This is a genomic window from Pseudomonas sp. NY5710, from assembly GCF_013305665.1.
GTDB classification, from domain to species: domain Bacteria; phylum Pseudomonadota; class Gammaproteobacteria; order Pseudomonadales; family Pseudomonadaceae; genus Aquipseudomonas; species Aquipseudomonas juntendi.
The window spans coordinates 4,761,138-4,780,859 of the sequence record NZ_CP045554.1; the positions used below are offsets into that span (position 1 = coordinate 4,761,138).

Sequence of the window (19,722 nt, forward strand, 5' to 3'; positions counted from 1 at the left end):
GAGAGCATGCGATCGAAATTGTTCATCACAGGGCTGATTCCTGGGTAGCGGTAGCAGGCGCGAACTCGGGCTTGAGACGGCCATTTTCGTCGAGCAGCCAGGCGTCCATGATCTGGCGGACCACCGGTGCCGCAACACCCGAACCGGACTCGCCGTTCTCGACCATCACCGATACCACGATTTTCGGGGCTTCGGCCGGAGCGAAGGCAACGAACAGGGCGTGGTCACGGTGGCGCTCCTGAAGTTTGTTACGGTCGTACTTTTCACCCTGCTTGATCGCCACCACCTGGGCGGTACCGCTCTTGCCGGCGATGCGGTACTGGGCACCGAGGGCGGCTTTGCGTGCGGTACCGCGGGCGTTGTGCATCACCTGCTCCATGCCATGGGTGACCTTGGCCCAGTCTGACTTGTCCCGCAGCACGATGTTCGCCATAGGGTTTTCGTCCACCGGCGGCTGGCCTTCGATGGTCTTGGCCAGGTGCGGGCGGTTCCATACGCCTTTGTTGGCGATCAGCGCAGTGGCCTGGGCCAGCTGCAGCGGCGTCGCCTGCATGTAGCCCTGGCCAATGCCCAGGATCAGGGTTTCACCCGGGAACCAGGCCTGGCGGCGGGTGGCACGCTTCCATTCACGCGATGGCATCAGCCCGGCAGATTCCTCGAACATGTCCAGGGATACCCGCTGGCCGATGCCGAACTTGTTCATGTAACTGGACAGCCGGTCGATGCCCATCTTGTGGGCAAGGTCGTAGAAGTAGGTGTCGTTGGAGCGCATGATCGCGGTGTCCAGGTCGACCCAGCCATCACCCGAGCGGTTCCAGTTACGGTATTTGTGGTCGTAGTTGGGCAGTTGGTAGTAGCCAGGGTCGAATACCCGGCTACTGGCGTTGACCACACCGCTGTCCAGGCCGGCAATCGCCACCGCCGGCTTGATGGTGGAGCCCGGCGGGTACAAGCCGCGCAACACGCGGTTGAACAGCGGCCGGTCGATCGAATCACGCAACTCGGCATACGCCTTGAAGCTGATGCCGGTGACGAACAGGTTGGGATCGAAGCTTGGCTGGCTGACCATGGCCAGAACCTCGCCAGTGCGCGGGTCCAGCGCCACCACGGCACCACGGCGGCCACCCAGGGCGGCTTCGGCGGCTTCCTGCAGCTTGATGTCCAGGCTCAGCACGATGTCCTTGCCCGGCTTTGGGTCGGTGCGCTTGAGCACCCGCAGCACGCGGCCGCGGGCGTTGGTCTCGACTTCCTCGTAACCGACCTGGCCGTGCAGCGCATCCTCGTAGAAGCGCTCGATGCCGGTCTTGCCGATATGGTGGGTACCGCTGTAGTTCACCGGGTCGAGGGTTTTCAGCTCTTTCTCGTTGATCCGCCCCACGTAACCCACCGAATGGGCGAAGTGCGCCCCCTGGGGGTAATGCCGCACCAGTTGCGCGACCACCTCGACACCCGGCAGGCGGAACTGGTTTACCGCCACCCGGGCAATCTGTTCTTCGTTGAGCTCGAACAGGATCGGCACCGGCTCGAACGGCCGGCGGCCCTGGCGCATGCGCTTCTCGAACAGGGCGCGGTCGTCTTCGGTCAATTCCAGCACTTCGACGATGGTGTCCAGTACTTGCTGCCAGTTCCCCGCGCGTTCGCGGGTCATCGACAGGCTGAAACTGGGCCGGTTGTCGGCCACGATCACGCCGTTGCGGTCGAAGATCAACCCGCGGGTCGGCGGGATCGGCTGCACATGCACCCGGTTGTTTTCCGACAGCGTGGAGTGGTAGTCGTACTGAATGATCTGCAGGTAGTACAGCCGCGCGATCAGCACGCACACCAGCAGCACCACCGCGATTGCGCCGACCACAACGCGGTTACGCACCAGGCGGGCGTCTTTCTCGTGGTCCTTGAGACGGATCGGCTGCGACATCGGACGGCTTACAGGCTCATTTGTGGTAAGGGTGCCCGGACAACACGGTCCAGGCGCGGTAGATCTGCTCGCCGATGAGTATCCTTACCAACGGGTGTGGCAGGGTCAGCGGCGACAGCGACCAGCGTTGCTCGGCGCGCGCGCAAACCTCAGGCGCCAGGCCCTCCGGGCCGCCCACCATCATATTGACCGTGCGCGCGTCCAGCCGCCAGCGATCCAGCTCGCCCGCCAGTTGCTCGGTACTCCAGGGCTTGCCATGGACCTCCAGGGTAACGATGCGTTCCCCGGGCTGCACCTTGCTCAGCATGGCCTCGCCCTCCTGACGGATCAGACGGGCGACGTCGGCATTCTTGCCACGGGTGTTCAGCGGAATTTCCACCAGCTCCAGCGACAGCTCGGTGGGCAGGCGCTTGGCATATTCATGCCAGCCTTCCTCGACCCACTTCGGCATGCGCGAGCCGACCGCAATCAGGCGCAAACGCACGGCGCGGCCCTTATTCGCGGTCTTTGAGCTTGTCGGAGTACTCGTGGGCATGGTCCGGGCTGTGGTGCTTGCCGTCGGCAGCACGGCTTTGCTCGGCGCCTTGCCACAGGCGCTCCAGGTCGTAGAACTGGCGCGCAGCGGCGGTCATCATGTGCACGATGACGTCGTTCAGGTCCAGCAGCACCCAATCGCTGTCGCCCTTGCCTTCTTCGCCCAGAGGCTGTGCGCCCTTGGCCTTGACGGCTTCACGGACCTTTTCGGCCATGGCGTTGATCTGGCGGTTGGAGGTACCGGTGGCAATGATCATGTAATCGGTCAGGCTGTGCTTCTCGCGCACGTCGATGACCTGGATGTCCTGGGCCTTTACGTCTTCCAGCGCGGCCTTGGTCACTGCGACCAGTTCTTCGCCGTAAATTTTCTGCTTGGTCATATAAAACTCGTTCAACTCGTTGGATGAGGCGCCAGGGGCGCCGTCAGTTGGGCGCACGATACAGTTCGTGCGCCTCGATATAGGCCAGTACGGCGTCCGGCACCAGGAACCTCACCGATTTGCCGCTGGCCAGCAGCTGTCGGATCTGTGTAGCCGACACCGCAAGCGGTGTCTGCCAGACGAACGAAATATTTCCCGCCGGGCCGGACATGGCGGTGGGATCGCTCTCCGAGCGCGCAGCCAGCAGGTTGCGCAGCTCGTCAGGGGGTTCTACGTCGGCATCCGGGCGTTGCAGCACCAGAATGTGACAGTGTTGCAGCAATTCTTCCCAGCGGTGCCAGTTGGGCAAGCCACAGAAGGCATCCCAGCCCAGCACCAGGAACAACTGGTCGTTACCGGCCAGTTCGGCACGGACCGACTCCAGTGTGTCGATGGTGTACGACGGCTTGTCACGCTCGAGCTCGCGGGCATCGACGCTCAGGCAGGCCACCCCCTGTACTGCTTCGCGCACCATGGCCAGGCGGTCTTGCGCGGCCACCTGCGGGGTATCGCGGTGCGGCGGCCGGGCATTGGGCAGCAGGCGCAGTTCGTCCAGCCCCATGAACTCGGCCACTTCCAGCGCGCTGCGCAGGTGGCCGATGTGCACCGGATCGAAGGTTCCGCCGAGAATGCCGATGCGCCGGACTGTCTGGGCCCTGCTCAACTCAGCAGGACCCCTGACCGCGCAACTGGCCATCACCGATGACGACGTATTTTTCGCAGGTCAGGCCCTCCAGGCCGACGGGGCCGCGGGCATGCAGCTTGTCGGTGGAAATGCCGATTTCAGCGCCCAGCCCGTACTCGAAGCCATCGGCGAAACAGGTTGGGGTGTTGAGCATGACCGATGCCGAATCGACCTCAGCCATGAACTGGCGGGCTTCGCCCTGGTGTTCGCTGATGATCGAGTCGGTATGGTGCGAGCCATAGTGATTGATGTGCTCGATAGCCTGGTCCAGGCCGTCGACCACACGAATTGCCAGGATCGCGTCCAGGTACTCGGTGTGCCAGTCGTCTTCGGTAGCCGGTTTGGCGTCGATGATTGCCTGGGTGCGCTCGCAACCCCGCAGTTCCACGCCTATGTCCCGGAAGCGGCGGGCCATTTCCGGCAGGAAGCGCTCGGCCACCTGCTGGTCGACCAGCAGCGTTTCCATCGCCCCGCAAATGCCGTAGCGGTATGTCTTGGCGTTGAATGCCACATTCCAGGCCTTGTCCAGGTCGGCATGCTGGCTGACATAGATGTGGCAGATACCGTCCAGGTGCTTGATCACCGGCACGCGGGCATCGCGGCTGATACGCTCGATCAGACCACGGCCACCCCGTGGGACGATGACATCGACGAACGCAGGCATGCTGATCAGCGCGCCCACGGCCTCGCGGTCGGTGGTTTCGACCACCTGGACCACCGCGGCCGGCAGGTCGGCGGCAGCCAGGCCACGCTGGATGCAGGTGGCGATGGCGCGGTTGGAATGAATGGCTTCGGAGCCCCCACGCAGGATGGTGGCGTTACCCGACTTCAGGCACAGGCTGGCGGCATCGATGGTCACGTTGGGGCGCGACTCGTAGATGATCCCGATCACCCCCAGTGGCGTACGCATCTTGCCTACCTGGATGCCCGATGGGCGGTAGCTCATGTCCCGGATGGCGCCCACCGGGTCCGGCAGGCTGGCCACCTGGCGCAGGCCGGTGATCATGCCGTCGATACGGGCCGGGGTCAGCGCCAGGCGGTCCAGCAGCGCAGGCTCCAGGCCATTGGCACGGCCGGCGGCCAGGTCCAGTTCGTTGGCAGCGGTGAGCTCGGCGCGGGCAGCATCCAGCGCATCGGCAGCGGCCAACAGGGCGCGGTTCTTTTGCGCAGTGCTGGCACGGCCGATGACCCGAGACGCCTCGCAGGCAGCGCGACCCAGGCGGGTCATATAGTCAAGAACGGACTCAGTCATGGGTTCGGTGTCTTGGCGAAGGGGAAATCGGCTGATTATAACTGCCGCGCAGGTATACGCCCAGCGGTGGGTGGCGGATGGTCGAAAATGGCCTGGGCAATATGCAGGAAAGATGTAACCGCTCTTATCGAAATTTCACTCTCCTGCTGTGGCCCTTTCGCGGGCGCGCCCGCTCCCACAGGGATTTCACAAGGCCTTGGGCCATGCAGTACCTGTGGGAGCGGGCATGCCCGCGAAAGGGCCGGCCCCGCCAACACCACACTCGATTCAGCCTCGATTAAGCCATTCATTGCTATTATCCGGCGTCCCCAAATCGCGAACAGCCCGCATGCCAGCCCTGCCCGACAGCTTTTTCGACCGCGACGCCCAGACCCTGGCCAAAGCCCTGCTGGGCAAGGTCATCCGCCATCGCCAGGGCGACCTGTGGCTGGCGGCGCGCATCATCGAAACCGAGGCCTATTACCTCACCGACAAAGGCAGCCATGCTTCACTCGGCTATACCGAGAAGCGCAAGGCGCTGTTCCTCGATGGCGGGCATATCTACATGTATTACGCGCGCGGCGGCGACTCTCTGAACTTCAGCGCCCACGGCCCTGGCAACGCAGTGCTCATCAAGTCCGCCTATCCTTGGCAGGACGCCCGCTCGGGCCCCAACAGCCTGGCCCAGATGCAACTGAACAACCCCGACGCCAGTGGCAAGCTGCGCCCACCGGAACGCCTGTGCGCCGGGCAAACGCTGCTGTGCCGCGCCTTGGGTTTGAAAGTGCCACAGTGGGATGCCCAGCGCTTCGACGCCGAGCGCCTGTACGTGGAAGATTGTGGCAGCCACGTGCCGAAGGTGATCCAGGCCACCCGCCTGGGTATCCCGCACGGGCGTGACGAGCACCTGCCGTACCGCTTCGTCGATGCCGAGTACGCGCGTCTCTGCACGCGGAACCCCTTGCGCCGCGGCCAAGTCGAAGGTCGCGATTTCTTCATTCTCGAACAAGGAAGCTGAACATGGGCCAATGGCTCGACAGCCTGACCGGCTGGCTCAGCGCCAACCCCCAGTGGCTTGGCGTGGCGATTTTCCTGGTGGCCTGCGTCGAATGCCTGGCCATCGCCGGCATCATCGTGCCAGGCACCGTGCTGTTGTTCGCCGTGGCGGTACTGGCCGGTAGCGGCACCTTCAGCCTGGGCGAGACCTTGCTGCTGGGTTTTCTCGGCGGGCTGCTGGGCGACGCGCTGTCGTACACGGTGGGCAAGTACTTCCACCAGAACATCCGCCGGCTGCCATTGCTGCGCCATCACCCGGAATGGATCGGCAGTGCCGAAACCTACTTCCAGCGCTACGGCATCGCCAGCCTGCTGGTCGGCCGCTTCATCGGCCCGCTGCGCCCCATGCTGCCGATGGTCGCCGGCATGTTCGACATGCCGCTGCCACGCTTCATCGCCGTCAGCCTGGTGGCCGGCGCAGGTTGGTCGGTGGCCTACCTGCTGCCTGGCTGGGCCACCGGGGCTGCCATGCGCCTGCCCTTGCCAGAGGGCTTCTGGCTGGACGCCGGCATCCTCGCCGGTGGCTTGGCTGTGGTGATCGGCCTGAGCCTGAACAGCAGCATTCGCGATCAACGCCACGGCACCCGACTGGTTGCCGGCTTGAGCCTGCTCGCCCTGGCCGGCATTTTTCTGGGCTGGCCGTACCTGCATGAATTCGACCAAGGCGTGATGACCCTGGTGCAGGAGCACCGCAGCCAGGCCATTGATGGCACCGTGGTCCTGGTCACCCGCCTGGGCGACTTCAGAACCCAGCTGTTCCTGGGCGGCTTGCTGACCGGCCTGTTGCTGCTGGCCCGGCAATGGCGTCACGCCGTGTTCGCCGGCGGCGCGCTGATGGGCACGGCAATCGCCAATGGTACCCTCAAATGGCTGTTTGCCCGTGCCCGGCCCGAGGTACTGAGCGACCCGCTGACCAGCTACAGCATGCCCAGCGGGCACAGCTCGGCATCGTTTGCCTTCTTCCTGGTGATGGCGGTGCTGGCCGGGCGCGGTCAGCCGCCGCGGATGCGCCTGACCTGGGTGATGCTGGGCTGCATTCCGGCGCTGGCGATTGCCCTGTCGCGGGTCTACCTGGGTGCTCACTGGCCCACCGATATCCTCGCCGGGGCCCTGCTGGCCTGCTGCGTGTGCGCCCTCAGCCTGACCCTGGTGCAGCACCGCCAGCCGCTACCGGCCTTGCCGCAGCGGGTGTGGTGGCTGGTGTTGCCGGCCTGCGTGGCGCTGCTGGCCTTTTTCGCCATGCATGCACTGCCGCAGGCGTTGGCCAGGTATCACTATTGATGTTGCCGGCCTGTTGGCGGGGCAAGCCGCTACTGGACAGGCTCACCCACCAACAGGCCGGCATAGGCAACACTCACCTCAGGCAAACAGCTCGCCCTGAATCCGCTCCAGCAATTTCTGGATCTCGCCCAGCCGCTGCTGCGGCGTGTCAAGGCTCAGCAAGTCCAGCTTGTCTTCTTCCATGAACGGCAGCAGGTACGCCAGCTGGTTGGCCAGCGCCTGGCGCCCGTCCAGCGGGCGCGGCATGTCCAGCGCCTCGACCATCGGATGTTCACCCAAGGCCACCAGCAGCGCCACCAGGTCATCGTCCGCTTCGAGCAACGGGCAGTCGGCCTGCTCGGCCAGCCACTGCACCTGCCCTACCAGCAACTGGTCCTTTTGCACCTCGGTGCTGTCCAGGTTGAAGCGCCGCGCGCCTTCGACGCGAATGCCCAGCAAACCGTTGTCCTGCTGCACGAAATCGCGGATCAGCGCCTCGCAGCCGATCGAGGCGACCGTCGGCGGCGCCTTGCCCACCTGCTCGCCCTCCAGGATGCACACCACGCCAAACCCTTCGCCCTGCTTCATGCAGCGCCCGATCATGTCGAGGTAGCGCGCTTCAAAAATCTGCAAGTCGAGAAAGCAGCCAGGAAACAGCACGGTATTGAGCGGAAACAGCGGTAGCGTCATCACCAGTCCTCAGGCCACCAGGCTCACCGCCAACGGCAGAAACACCGCCGTGGCTACGCCCATCAGGCTCATTGCAAGCGCGGCAAAGGCGCCGCATTCGTCACTTTCCTGCAGGGCCACCGAAGTGCCCACCGCGTGCGCCGTCACCCCCAGCGACATGCCGCGGGCTTCCGGGCTGTGCACGCCAACACGGCTGAGCAGCGCCGGGCCGAAGATGGCGCCGATTACCCCGGTAATCAGCACGAACACCGCTGCCAGGGCAGCGACCCCGCCAATCTGTTCGGCCACCAGCATGGCAATCGGCGAGGTGACCGACTTGGGCGCCATGGTCATCAGGATCATGTGCTCGGCACCGAACCACCAGCCGAGCAGCAAGCAACACAGGGTGGCAAACAGCCCCCCGACTACCAGCGTAGTAAAGATGGGCCAGAACAACTGCCGGATGCGCCGCAGGTTGAGGTACAAAGGCACCGCCAGGGCCACGGTGGCCGGGCCCAGCAAGGTATTCATGATTTGCGTGCTGTTGCGGTATTCGCTGTAGTCGATGCCGCACGCCAGCAGCACGCCGATCACCAGCAGCATCGACACCAGCACCGGCTGCAGGAAGATCCAGCGCGTCTTGTCGTAGCCAGCGAGCACCAGTTGGTAGGCCGCCAGGGTGATACCGATGCCGAACAAAGGATGGTGCACGACCGCATCCAGGGCGCCTTGCCAGTCAAGCATCATGGCTGCTCCTCGCGCTTGCTCTGGCGCTGGATCAACTTCTGCATCAGCACCCCGACGAAAACCAGGGTCAGCAGGCAGGAAATCAGCAGGGCGCCGACAATCGCCCAGAAGTCGGCAGCGATATCCCGGGCATAGACCATCACCCCCACTGCCGGCGGCACCAGCAACAGCGGCAGGTAGCGCAGCAGGCTGCTGGCCGCTTCATTCAGTGGTTTGCCAACCTCGCCGCGGGCCATGAGGAAGCCCAACAGCAGCAACAGGCCGATGATCGGGCCCGGCAAAACCGGCAGCAACAGGTGGTTGATCGCCGTTCCCAACAGCTGGAACAGCACCAGCCAGGTCAAACCACGCAACAGCATAAGCATCTCCCTTGAGCATGGCGTCATTATAAGCACGCTGCGCTATAGATCGATATTCGCCGAAAAGCGGACAACTTGACTGCAATGGCCGAGCGTGCTGATCTTGCACTTTCGTACCAACTGACAACCTGGAGAGTCCGCGATGCCCTATGTACCGGTTACAGAGCTTTCGCAATACGTTGGTAAGGAACTGGGCCGCTCGGCCTGGCTGAAGATCGACCAGCAGCGCATCAACCTGTTCGCCGAAGCCACCGGCGATTTCCAGTTCATCCATGTCGACCCGGAAAAGGCAGCGCAAACCCCGTTTGGCAGCACGATTGCCCATGGCTTTCTGACCCTTTCGCTGATCCCCAAGCTGATCGAAGACATCCTGGTACTGCCGCAAGGCATGAAGATGGTGGTGAACTATGGGCTGGACAGCGTGCGTTTCATCCAGCCGGTCAAGGTGAACAGCCAGGTGCGGCTGAAAGTGGACCTGGCCGAGGTGAGCGAAAAAAGACCGGGGCAGTGGCTGCTCAAGGCGATTGCCACGCTGGAAATCGAGGGTGAAGCGAAGCCTGCTTATATTGCTGAGTCGCTTTCGCTCTGCTTTGTCTGATGCACCGCGCCCCTGTGGGAGCGGCCTTGTGTCGCGATTGGGCCGCAAAGCGGCCCCGGCAATGGTTGCATGACGTTGAGATCCTGGGGCTGCTGCGCAGCCCTATCGCGACACAAGGCCGCTCCCACCTCGACCGTATCCGCCTCAAGCCCTGTGCAGTGCCTGTGGGAGCTGGCTTGCCGGCAAAGAGGCCAGCCCAGGCAATACAAGCCAGTTGCACCCACAAGGCCCGTGCCAGGCCTTCTCTACAAACCCTGCGCACTCGCGTAAACTGCCAGCCTTCGCGCAGCCTAGGGCTGCCCCCGTCGATTTACCAAAGGTGCCCGCCATGCCCTGGCTGCAAGTACGCCTGGCCATCAGCCCGGAACAAGCCGAAACCTACGAAGACGCCCTGCTTGAAGTAGGCGCCGTTTCTGTCACGTTCATGGACGCCGAAGACCAGCCGATCTTCGAACCCGACCTCAACACCACCCCGCTGTGGTCGCACACCCACCTGCTGGCCTTGTTCGAAGCCGATACCGATGCTGAGCAGGTGTTCGCCCACCTGCGCCTGCTGACCGGCGCCGAACTGCCCGAGCACCAGGCCGAAGTGATCGAGGACCAGGACTGGGAACGCAGCTGGATGGACAACTTCCAGCCCATGCGCTTTGGCCGCCGCCTGTGGATCGTGCCCAGCTGGCATGACGCCCCCGAGAAAGACGCGGTCAACCTGCTGCTCGACCCGGGCCTGGCCTTCGGCACCGGCACCCACCCCACCACCGCCCTGTGCCTGGAATGGCTCGATGGCCAGCAGCTCGAAGGCACCCAGGTGCTGGACTTCGGTTGCGGCTCGGGCATTCTGGCCATCGCCGCCCTGCTGCTCGGCGCCCGTGAGGCAGTGGGTACCGACATCGACGTGCAAGCCATCGAGGCTTCCCGCGACAACGCCCAGCGCAATGGCATCGCCGACGAGAAACTGGCCCTGTACCTGCCAGAGCACATGCCGGCGATGCAGGCCGACGTGCTGGTCGCCAACATCCTTGCCGGCCCGCTGGTATCGCTGGCCCCGCAGCTGTCCGGGCTGGTCCGCCCAGGTGGCCTGCTGGCGCTGTCGGGCATCCTTGCCGAACAGGGCGAGGAAGTGGCCGCAGCCTATGCCGCCGACTTCGACCTGGACCCGATCGTCGTGCGCGACGGCTGGGTGCGCATCAGTGGTCGGCGCCGCTAAGCGGGCCTAGAATACTTTTCTGCACAGCTCCCGGATTGCCGCATGACCGACAGTTTCGTCACCCAGTGCCCGCATTGCCAGACCAGCTTTCGCGTCACCCACCACCAGCTAAGCGTAGCGCGCGGCGTGGTGCGGTGCGGCCATTGCCTGCAGGTGTTCAACGCCGCCAAGCAGTTGCTGGAGCAGAACCGCGCTGCCAGCGCCCCGCCAGCGCCGGCGGCCGCGCCTGCTGCCCCGGCGGCGCCAGCGCTGCCCGACGCCGAGGCGGCAACGCCTGCCCCGCCCGAGGCGGTCAGCAGTGCGCCCCGCCCTGCGCCGGGGGAGGACTGGGCCGTCACCGCCGAGGCGCTCGATGCCCTTGACCTCGACAAAGAGCTGGAGCGCCTTGAGCGGCGTGGGGGGCCGGCCCAGGCGCGCGCCGCCCGGCAGGATGACGGGTTGCAAGCGCGGCGCGATGAGGGGCATGCCGACGAGCCTGTGGACGACCTGTTCGGCACGGCAACCGATGACCCCCTCGAACCGCCACAGCAGGCACAGCCTGCGCCAGTGCTGCTGACGCCGGAGCCACAGGCGCCAGACCTGCAGCCTGCCCCTGGCGAGCGCACCGAACCGGTACTGGGCAGCACTTTCGACCTGGACTTCGACGACCAGCCGCCGGTGCAGCGCACTGGCGAAACCGGTGAGCCTGAAACACTCGGCGAACCGCTGCACACTGACGATGACGACATCCCGGAAAAAGGCCTTAGCGCCCACGACGATGAACCGCTGCCACTGCAGCTGTCGGCGCGGGACGACGAGCTTGGCGCACCGCTGCCCGGTGAGCGCCTGGAACCCGGCCTTGCCGGCAAGCCCGAGCGCGCATCGCGCAAGGAGCCGCTGGTCGACGTGGTCGACGACCCCCTGCAACTGGGCTGGGAAAAGCCTGCGCCCAACTGGGGCAAGCGGATCCTGTGGGGCGTGCTGTCTTTGCTGGCCGCCGGCCTGCTGGCCTTCCAGTACGTATGGTTCCACTTCGACGAAATGGCCCGCCAGGACCAGTATCGGCCCATGTTCCTGCAGCTGTGCCCGCTGGTCGGCTGCCAAGTGCCCACCCGTGTCGACATTGGCCGGATCAAGAGCAGCAACCTGGTGGTGCGCAGCCACCCGGATTTCAAAGGCGCGCTCATCGTTGATGCGATCATCTACAACCGTGCGCCATTTGCCCAGCCATTCCCGTTGCTCGAACTGCGCTTCGCCGACCTCAATGGCCAGCTGATCGCCAGCCGCCGCTTCAAGCCCAGCGAATACCTGTCCGGTGAGTTGGCGGGGCGTGGCGAAATGCCCAGCCAGACGCCGATCCATATTGCCCTGGACATCCTCGACCCCGGCCCGAAGGCGGTCAATTACAGCCTGAGCTTCCGCTCGCCGGAATAAGCGACAAGCGGCAAGCTTCAAGCTTCAAGCTTCAAGCTACAAGACGAAGCAGGCCGGCTGTCGGCTTGCTTGTCTTGTGGCTTGCAACTTGTCGCTTGTCGCCAGCCCCGGTTGTTCAGATTTTATCCAGTTCCATCTTTATCCGGTCACCGAGAGCGGGTATCATGCCAACCCTTTTTCGAACTCCAAGATTCGGCCCCACAACAGGGATCACCTATGTCGGCGGTACGCATCGGCCAATACACGCTACGCAACAACCTGATCCTCGCGCCCATGGCCGGGGTCACGGACCAGCCTTTCCGTACACTTTGCCAGCGCTTGGGCGCAGGCATGGTCGTGTCGGAAATGGTCAGCAGCGACATGAACCTGTGGAACAGCCGCAAGTCGAGCCTGCGCCGCATCCATGAGGGTGATCCCGAGCCGCGCTCGGTGCAGATCGCCGGCGGTGATGCGCAGATGATGGCAGCGGCAGCACGGGCCAATGTCGAGGCAGGCGCCCAGATCATCGATATCAACATGGGCTGCCCGGCAAAAAAAGTCTGCAACAAAGCTGCAGGCTCTGCTTTATTGAAGGATGAAGCCTTGGTCAACGAGATTCTCCACGCCGTGGTCGGCGCCGTGGACGTTCCGGTGACCCTGAAGATCCGCACCGGTTGGGACCGGGCGAACAAGAACGGCCTGAACGTGGCGAAAATCGCCGAGCAGGCCGGTATCCAGGCGCTGGCGGTACATGGCCGCACACGCGCCGACCTGTACACCGGCGAAGCCGAATACGACACCATCGCTGCCATCAAGCAGGCGGTGTCGATCCCGGTTTTTGCCAACGGCGACATCACGTCGCCAGAAAAGGCCCGAGCGGTGCTGGACGCCACCGGGGTCGATGGCCTGCTGATTGGCCGGGCTGCCCAGGGGCGGCCATGGATCTTTCGCGAGATCGAGCATTACCTGCGCACCGGCGAACACCTGCCGGCGCCGCAGTTGGACGAAGTGGAACACATTCTGCTGCAACACCTGGCCGCGCTGCATGCCTTCTATGGCGATGTGTTGGGCGTACGTATCGCCCGCAAGCACGTTGGCTGGTACCTGGCAACACGACCCGGCGGCAAGGAGTTTCGCTCCCGGTTCAACGCTTTGGAAGACACACAAGCGCAGTGCGCCAACGTTCGCGCGTTTTTCAGCGAGCGTCGACAGAGCCTTGAGACAGAGGACGGACAAGGGGTGGCCGCATGACGATGATGACCGAGAATTTTGTGAGTGGAACAACGCCCGTGAGCGACAACGCCAACCTGAAACAGCACCTGAACACGCCGAGCGAAGAGGGCCAGACCCTTCGCGACAGCGTCGAGAAGGCGCTGCACAATTACTTCGCCCATCTGGAAGGCGCGACCGTCACGGACGTCTACAACCTGGTGCTCTCCGAAGTGGAGGCCCCCCTGCTCGAAAGCGTCATGAACTACGTGAAGGGCAACCAGACCAAGGCCAGCGAGATGCTCGGGCTGAACCGAGGCACGCTGCGCAAGAAGCTCAAGCAGTACGACTTGCTGTAACACAGAATCCCAATCAGAAAAGGCGGCTCCCTGAACAGAGGCGCCTTTTTTGCTGACTCCACCGCGTTATTGGAACCCGAAATGACCGACCAGACTACCCGCCTGCCAGTCCGCCGCGCCCTGATCAGCGTCTCCGACAAGACCGGTATCCTCGAATTCGCCCGTGAGCTGCAACAGCTCGGTGTCGAGATCCTGTCCACCGGCGGCACCTACAAGCTGCTCAAGGACAACGGCGTTGACGCGGTGGAAGTGGCTGACTACACCGGCTTTGCCGAAATGATGGACGGCCGGGTCAAGACCCTGCACCCGAAAATCCACGGCGGCATCCTCGGTCGTCGCGGTACCGACGACGCCATCATGAGCGAGCACGGCATCAAGCCGATCGATCTGGTTGCAGTCAACCTGTACCCGTTCGAAGCCACCATTTCCAAGCCTGGCTGTGACCTGCCGACCGCCATCGAGAACATCGACATCGGCGGCCCGACCATGGTCCGTTCGGCAGCCAAGAACCACAAGGACGTGGCCATCGTGGTCAACGCCAGCGACTACGCCGGCATCGTCGAAGGCCTCAAGGCCGGTGGCCTGACCTACGCCCAGCGCTTCGACCTCATGCTCAAGGCGTTCGAGCACACCGCCGCCTACGATGGCATGATCGCCAACTACATGGGCACCATCGACCAGGCTCAGCAGACGCTGTCGACGGCTGCACGCAGCGAATTCCCCCGCACCTTCAACAGCCAGTTCGTCAAGGCCCAGGAAATGCGCTACGGCGAGAACCCGCACCAGAGCGCGGCGTTCTACGTAGAAGCCAAGAAGGGCGAAGCCAGCATCTCCACCGCCGTGCAGCTGCAAGGCAAGGAGCTGTCGTTCAACAACGTGGCCGACACCGACGCCGCGCTGGAGTGCGTGAAGAGCTTCGTCAAGCCAGCCTGCGTCATCGTCAAGCACGCCAACCCGTGTGGCGTGGCCGTGGTGCCGGAAGACGAAGGCGGCATCCGCAAGGCCTACGACCTGGCCTATGCCACCGACACCGAGTCGGCGTTCGGCGGCATCATCGCCTTCAACCGTGAACTGGACGGCGAAACCGCCAAGGCCATCGTCGAGCGCCAGTTCGTCGAAGTGATCATTGCCCCGAAAATTTCCCAGGCGGCGCGCGACGTAGTGGCTGCCAAGCAGAACGTGCGCCTGCTGGAATGCGGCGAGTGGCCAGCCGAGCGCGCTGCCGGCTGGGACTTCAAGCGCGTCAACGGCGGCCTGCTGGTGCAAAGCCGTGATATCGGCATGATCACTGCCGATGACCTGAAGATCGTTACCAAACGTGCGCCAACCGAGCAGGAAGTCCACGACCTGGTATTCGCCTGGAAAGTGGCCAAGTTCGTCAAGTCCAACGCCATTGTCTACGCCAAGCAGCGCCAGACCATCGGCGTGGGCGCTGGCCAGATGAGCCGCGTGAACTCTGCCCGCATCGCCGCCATCAAGGCCGAGCATGCCGGCCTGCAGGTACAGGGCGCGGTCATGGCCTCGGATGCGTTCTTCCCGTTCCGTGACGGCATCGACAATGCCGCCAAAGTGGGTATCAGCGCCGTGATCCAGCCGGGTGGTTCGATGCGTGATGCAGAAGTCATCGCCGCGGCTGACGAAGCTGGCATCGCGATGGTATTCACCGGTATGCGTCACTTCCGCCACTAATTACGCGGATCCCGGGCAAGCGGCGATCCTGTAGGAGCGGGCGCGCCCGCGAATACGATGGTGAATTCACCGCCGCATTCGCGGGCCCCCCGCTCCCACAGCGTTCCCCACCCGCCTCGGGGTCACCTGAATCGAGGTTTTGACATGAAAGTTTTGATCATCGGCAGCGGCGGCCGTGAGCACGCCCTGGCCTGGAAAGTCGCCCAGGACCCCCGCGTAGAAAAAGTCTTCGTTGCCCCAGGCAACGCCGGCACAGCCATAGAAGCCAAATGCGAAAACGTTGCCATCGATGTGTGCGCCCTGGAGCAACTGGCCGACTTCGCCGAGAAGAACGTCGACCTGACCATCGTCGGCCCGGAAGCGCCGCTGGTCATCGGCGTGGTCGACCTGTTCCGCAGCCGCGGCCTGGACTGCTTCGGCCCCACCAAGGGCGCGGCCCAGCTGGAAGGCTCCAAGGCCTTCACCAAGGACTTCCTGGCACGCCACAAGATCCCGACCGCCGACTACCAGAACTTCACCGAGATCGAGCCGGCGCTGGCCTACCTGCAGGAAAAAGGCGCGCCGATCGTGATCAAGGCCGACGGCCTGGCCGCGGGCAAAGGCGTGATCGTGGCCATGACCCTGGAAGAAGCCGAAGCCGCCGTGCGTGACATGCTGGCTGGCAACGCATTCGGTGACGCCGGTTCGCGTGTGGTGATCGAGGAGTTCCTCGACGGCGAAGAAGCCAGCTTCATCGTCATGGTCGATGGCCACAACGTACTGCCGATGGCAACCAGCCAGGATCACAAACGCGTCGGTGACCAGGACACGGGCCCCAATACCGGCGGCATGGGTGCCTACTCCCCTGCCCCGGTGGTTACCGCCGACGTGCACCAGCGCGTGATGGACCAGGTGATCTGGCCAACCGTGCGCGGCATGGCAGAGGAAGGCAACGTCTACACCGGCTTCCTGTATGCCGGCCTGATGATCGACAAGGCGGGCAACCCCAAGGTCATCGAGTTCAACTGCCGCTTCGGTGACCCGGAAACCCAGCCAGTCATGCTGCGCCTGGAATCGAGCCTGGTGCTGCTGGTAGAAGCGGCCTTCGCCAAGGCGCTAGACAAGGTCGAAGCCCAGTGGGATCCACGCCCGAGCCTGGGCGTGGTACTGGCCGCTGGCGGTTACCCGGGCGACTACGCCAAGGGCGACGTGATCAACGGCCTGGACGCTGCAGCGCAGATCGAAGGCAAGGTGTTCCATGCCGGTACGTCGCTCAAGGATGGCCAGGTGGTCACCAACGGCGGCCGCGTGCTGTGTGCCACCGCCATGGGCAGCACCGTTGCCGACGCGCAGCAGCAGGCTTATCGCCTGGCCAAGGAAGTCAGCTGGAACGGCAGCTTCTACCGTACCGACATCGGCTACCGGGCCATTGCCCGTGAGCGCGGTGAACACCAGCAGTAACCACTACCGGCACGCCGCGGTGGCCTGTGCACCCGGCGCCCGGCTCGTCGACAAGGCCCGCCATGGGCCTTGCCTTCGGCTTGGTGCGCCGCGCATAGTTGATACCCGGCACATCGGCCAAGAAGGGATTTCGTAGTGCGTCGGCTTCGGATTGCCTCAGCTCTTATCGTCAGCTTGCTGACCTTGCTCTGCATGTTCCCGGCTGCGGCCGATCATGGCGGAGGCTGGTCGGTGCTGCTCGATGAACAGGCCAACCTGCAACTGAGCGACGTGCGTTCCGAGCGCTACCGTAACCAGTTCAGCCCGCTGATCCTTGCCGAACTGGATGCCGCACCGGCAGAACAAGCCCTGTGGCTGCATTACCGCCTGGGGCCGGGCGACCAGGAACAGTTGCTGCGGGTTTTCGCCCCGGACCTGTCTGGCCTGGACCTCTACGCCCTCGAAGGCGACCAACTTCTGCGTCAGTTGCACCACGGGCGTCAGGCCGGCAATGCCAGCCCCACCCTGCGCGGCAGCGACCATGTACTCCCCCTGCCCAACAGCAAGCAACCGGTGGACATCTACCTGCGCCTGGTGTCCGAACACCAGCTGCGCCCGGCCATCAGCCTGGAGCCCGCCGCCCAGGCCGCCGCCGATCAGCGCCAGCCGCTGCTGTTCGGCATGCTGTTCGGCGGTTTGGTGATGCTGATCCTGCACAACCTGATCCGCTTCTTCTACAGCCGCTCCAGCACTTCCCTGGTGCTGGCGCTGTATCACGGCCTGATGCTGCTCAGTGGCCTTATCTTGCTGAACCTCAGCGGCCCGTGGTGGCATGTCTGGCACAGCGCACAAACGCCCGCGGCCTACCTGACCCTGGTACTGGCGGGGCTGGCCGGGTTGTATTTCACCCAGCACTTCTTCTCGCCGTGCAATTCGCCCCGGCTGAACCGCTTGCTGCAAGGCGAAATGCTGCTGGTTGGGCTCAGTGGCCTGGTGCTGCTGTTCGTCGATACCCTGCCCCTCAACCTGATGACCTATGCCCTGATGGCGCTGGGCACCGTGAGCATGCTGCTGGTCAGCAGCTACCAGTGGTACAAGGGCTATGCCCCCGCCCGGCTGTTCTGCCTGGCGATGGTGCTGTTCAACCTGGGTGGCCTGGTGCTGTTGCCGGCCCTGCTGGGCTTTACCCGCACTTCCACGCCCTGGCTACTGAGCATTTTGCTGGGCCTGGCCGTGGCCAGCGGCCTGCTGCTCAACCTGGCGGTTAGCGAGCGCCTGCGGCGCATGAGTGAAGAGCGCTTCAGCGTCAGCCGGGCACTGGCTGCCAGCGATGCCGAAATCAACGCCAAGGCCGAGTTCCTGGCCAAGATCAGCCACGAAATCCGCACCCCGATGAACGGGGTGCTGGGCATGACCGAGCTGTTGCTCGGCACGCCGTTGTCGGTCAAGCAGCGCGACTACGTGCAGACCATCCACAGCGCGGGCAACGAACTGCTGACCCTGATCAACGAGATACTCGACATTTCCAAGCTCGAGTCCCGGCAGATCGAGCTGGATGATGTGCAGTTCGACCTCAACGCGCTGATCGAGGACTGCCTGAACATATTCCGCGCCAAGGCCGAACAGCAGAACATCGAGCTGATCAGCTTTACCCAGCCCCAGGTGCCGCGGGTCATCAGCGGTGACCCCACGCGGCTGCGCCAGGCGTTGTCCAGCCTGCTGGAAAACGCACTGAAAAACACCGACCAAGGCGAGATCCTGCTGGTGGTGGCCCTGGATCAGCGGGGTGAGGTGCCACGCCTGCGCATTGCCGTGCAGGACAGTGGCGAGCCGCTGCCGGCCGCAGACCGCGAGGCCCTGCTGCAGGCCGAACTGCACAGCCACCATTTCCTTTCCAGCAGCAAGCTGGGCGGCCACCTGGGGCTGGTCATCGCCAAGCAGCTGATCGGCCTGATGCAAGGTGAATTCGGCATCAAGAGCAGCACCGGCATGGGCAATACCCTCTGGCTGACCCTGCCGCTGGACCCTTCGCGCCTGGAACAGCCCCTGGCCGACCTCGAAGGCCCGCTGCGCGATGCGCGGGTGCTGGTAGTGGACGACAACGATACCTGCCGCAAAGTGCTGGTGCAGCAATGCAGTGCCTGGGGCATGAATGTCAGCGCGGTGCCGTCAGGCAAGGAGGCCCTGGCCCTGTTGCGCACCAAGGCGCACCTGCGCGACTACTTCGACGCCGTGCTGCTGGACCAGAACATGCCCGGCATGACCGGCATGCAGCTGGCCGCCAAGATCAAGGAAGACCCCAGCCTGAACCACGACATTCTGGTGGTCATGCTCACCGGTATCAGCAACGCGCCCAGCAAAGTCATCGCGCGCAACGCCGGGGTCAAACGGATACTCGCCAAGCCGGTCGCCGGTTATACCCTGAAAACCACCCTCGCCGAGGAGCTGGCTCAGCGCGGCCGCGAGCAGGCGCTACCCGCCAGCCCACCTGGGGTCCCGCAGGCATTGGACCTGCCGGCAGATTTCCGCGTACTGGTGGCCGAGGACAACAGCATTTCGACCAAGGTGATACGCGGCATGCTCGGCAAGCTGAACCTGCAACCCGACACCGCCAGCAATGGTGAGGAAGCCCTGCAGGCCATGAAAGAAAGGCATTACGACCTGGTCTTGATGGACTGTGAAATGCCTGTGCTGGATGGTTTCTCGGCCACCCGGCAGCTGCGCGCCTGGGAAGCCGCCAACAACCGCCAGCGCACCCCGGTGGTGGCGCTGACGGCGCATATTCTTGCCGAGCACAAGGAGCGCGCGCGGCTGGCCGGCATGGACGGGCACATGGCCAAGCCGGTGGAGTTGTCGCAACTGCGCGAACTGATTCAGTACTGGGCCAGCCAGCGCGAAGCCGCGACAGACCCGGCGCACATTTCCTGACCTGCCGACGCAGGCCCACCACAGCCCAGCCCACTCCAACCGACTT

At 64.1% G+C, this 19,722-nt stretch carries 18 protein-coding genes; 10 read left to right on the forward strand and 8 right to left on the reverse strand.

Annotated features, from left to right (window positions below; all coding sequences use genetic code 11):
- Positions 1–25: 25 nt before the first annotated feature.
- Genes mrdA through GEV39_RS22020 form a run of 5 tightly spaced genes read right to left on the reverse strand, consistent with a single transcriptional unit; the run spans position 26 to position 4,805 of the window.
- Positions 26–1,915 (reverse strand): penicillin-binding protein 2, encoded by a 1,890-nt coding sequence (gene mrdA, locus GEV39_RS22000; RefSeq protein WP_173891206.1) that lies wholly within the window; start codon positions 1,913–1,915, stop codon positions 26–28.
- A gap of 16 nt (positions 1,916–1,931) precedes the next feature.
- The gene (gene rlmH, locus GEV39_RS22005) at positions 1,932–2,399 is read right to left on the reverse strand and encodes a 23S rRNA (pseudouridine(1915)-N(3))-methyltransferase RlmH (RefSeq protein ID WP_173891207.1); all 468 of its coding nucleotides are present in this window, start codon (positions 2,397–2,399) and stop codon (positions 1,932–1,934) included.
- Between the two features lie 10 nt (positions 2,400–2,409).
- Entirely contained in the window at positions 2,410–2,829 is a 420-nt protein-coding gene (gene rsfS, locus GEV39_RS22010; RefSeq protein ID WP_009685825.1) for a ribosome silencing factor, read from the reverse strand.
- 43 nt (positions 2,830–2,872) lie between these two features.
- Positions 2,873–3,565, reverse strand: coding sequence for a nicotinate-nucleotide adenylyltransferase (nadD, locus tag GEV39_RS22015; RefSeq protein ID WP_173891208.1), 693 nt, complete (start codon positions 3,563–3,565; stop codon positions 2,873–2,875).
- Positions 3,534–4,805, reverse strand: coding sequence for a glutamate-5-semialdehyde dehydrogenase (locus GEV39_RS22020; RefSeq protein ID WP_173891209.1), 1,272 nt, complete (start codon positions 4,803–4,805; stop codon positions 3,534–3,536). The genes nadD and GEV39_RS22020 overlap by 32 nt, the downstream gene beginning before the upstream one ends.
- Positions 4,806–5,133: 328 nt before the next feature.
- Here GEV39_RS22020 and GEV39_RS22025 point away from each other — a divergent pair, with 328 nt between their 5' ends.
- Together GEV39_RS22025 and GEV39_RS22030 are read left to right on the forward strand one after the other, a co-directional pair.
- A complete protein-coding gene (locus tag GEV39_RS22025) occupies positions 5,134–5,802 on the forward strand; it encodes a DNA-3-methyladenine glycosylase (RefSeq protein WP_173891210.1) in 669 nt (222 codons plus the stop codon).
- Between the two features lie 2 nt (positions 5,803–5,804).
- Positions 5,805–7,121 (forward strand): bifunctional DedA family/phosphatase PAP2 family protein, encoded by a 1,317-nt coding sequence (locus GEV39_RS22030; RefSeq protein WP_173891211.1) that lies wholly within the window; start codon positions 5,805–5,807, stop codon positions 7,119–7,121.
- Positions 7,122–7,199: 78 nt separating this feature from the next.
- Here GEV39_RS22030 and GEV39_RS22035 read toward each other — a convergent pair whose 3' ends face one another.
- From GEV39_RS22035 to GEV39_RS22045, 3 genes are read right to left on the reverse strand one after another with little or no spacing between them, the layout of a single operon-like run.
- Positions 7,200–7,790: an LON peptidase substrate-binding domain-containing protein gene (locus GEV39_RS22035; RefSeq protein ID WP_173891212.1), complete on the reverse strand. Its 591-nt coding sequence runs from the start codon at positions 7,788–7,790 to the stop codon at positions 7,200–7,202.
- 9 nt (positions 7,791–7,799) lie between these two features.
- Positions 7,800–8,516: an LrgB family protein gene (locus tag GEV39_RS22040; protein WP_173891213.1), complete on the reverse strand. Its 717-nt coding sequence runs from the start codon at positions 8,514–8,516 to the stop codon at positions 7,800–7,802.
- The gene (locus GEV39_RS22045; RefSeq protein WP_029885805.1) at positions 8,513–8,875 is read right to left on the reverse strand and encodes a CidA/LrgA family protein; all 363 of its coding nucleotides are present in this window, start codon (positions 8,873–8,875) and stop codon (positions 8,513–8,515) included. The genes GEV39_RS22040 and GEV39_RS22045 overlap by 4 nt, the downstream gene beginning before the upstream one ends.
- A gap of 142 nt (positions 8,876–9,017) precedes the next feature.
- Between GEV39_RS22045 and GEV39_RS22050 the strand changes: the two genes are divergently transcribed.
- The 8 genes from GEV39_RS22050 to GEV39_RS22085 all read left to right on the forward strand — a co-directional run bounded on the left by GEV39_RS22050 (position 9,018) and on the right by GEV39_RS22085 (position 19,676).
- Positions 9,018–9,473, forward strand: a complete 456-nt coding sequence (locus tag GEV39_RS22050) for a MaoC family dehydratase (RefSeq protein ID WP_173891214.1) — start codon at positions 9,018–9,020, stop codon at positions 9,471–9,473.
- A gap of 328 nt (positions 9,474–9,801) precedes the next feature.
- Positions 9,802–10,680, forward strand: coding sequence for a 50S ribosomal protein L11 methyltransferase (gene prmA / locus GEV39_RS22055; protein ID WP_047150017.1), 879 nt, complete (start codon positions 9,802–9,804; stop codon positions 10,678–10,680).
- 42 nt (positions 10,681–10,722) lie between these two features.
- A complete protein-coding gene (locus GEV39_RS22060; protein ID WP_173891215.1) occupies positions 10,723–12,093 on the forward strand; it encodes a DUF3426 domain-containing protein in 1,371 nt (456 codons plus the stop codon).
- Between the two features lie 216 nt (positions 12,094–12,309).
- Complete coding sequence (gene dusB, locus GEV39_RS22065; protein ID WP_173891216.1) at positions 12,310–13,323, forward strand: tRNA dihydrouridine synthase DusB; 1,014 nt, start codon at positions 12,310–12,312, stop codon at positions 13,321–13,323.
- The gene (gene fis / locus GEV39_RS22070; protein ID WP_003249693.1) at positions 13,320–13,640 is read left to right on the forward strand and encodes a DNA-binding transcriptional regulator Fis; all 321 of its coding nucleotides are present in this window, start codon (positions 13,320–13,322) and stop codon (positions 13,638–13,640) included. Before dusB ends, fis begins: the two co-directional genes overlap by 4 nt.
- 81 nt (positions 13,641–13,721) lie before the next feature.
- Complete coding sequence (purH, locus tag GEV39_RS22075; RefSeq protein WP_173891217.1) at positions 13,722–15,329, forward strand: bifunctional phosphoribosylaminoimidazolecarboxamide formyltransferase/IMP cyclohydrolase; 1,608 nt, start codon at positions 13,722–13,724, stop codon at positions 15,327–15,329.
- Between the two features lie 144 nt (positions 15,330–15,473).
- Entirely contained in the window at positions 15,474–16,769 is a 1,296-nt protein-coding gene (purD, locus tag GEV39_RS22080) for a phosphoribosylamine--glycine ligase (RefSeq protein WP_054913305.1), read from the forward strand.
- Positions 16,770–16,904: 135 nt separating this feature from the next.
- Positions 16,905–19,676 (forward strand): hybrid sensor histidine kinase/response regulator, encoded by a 2,772-nt coding sequence (locus GEV39_RS22085; RefSeq protein WP_173891218.1) that lies wholly within the window; start codon positions 16,905–16,907, stop codon positions 19,674–19,676.
- Positions 19,677–19,722: the final 46 nt, after the last annotated feature.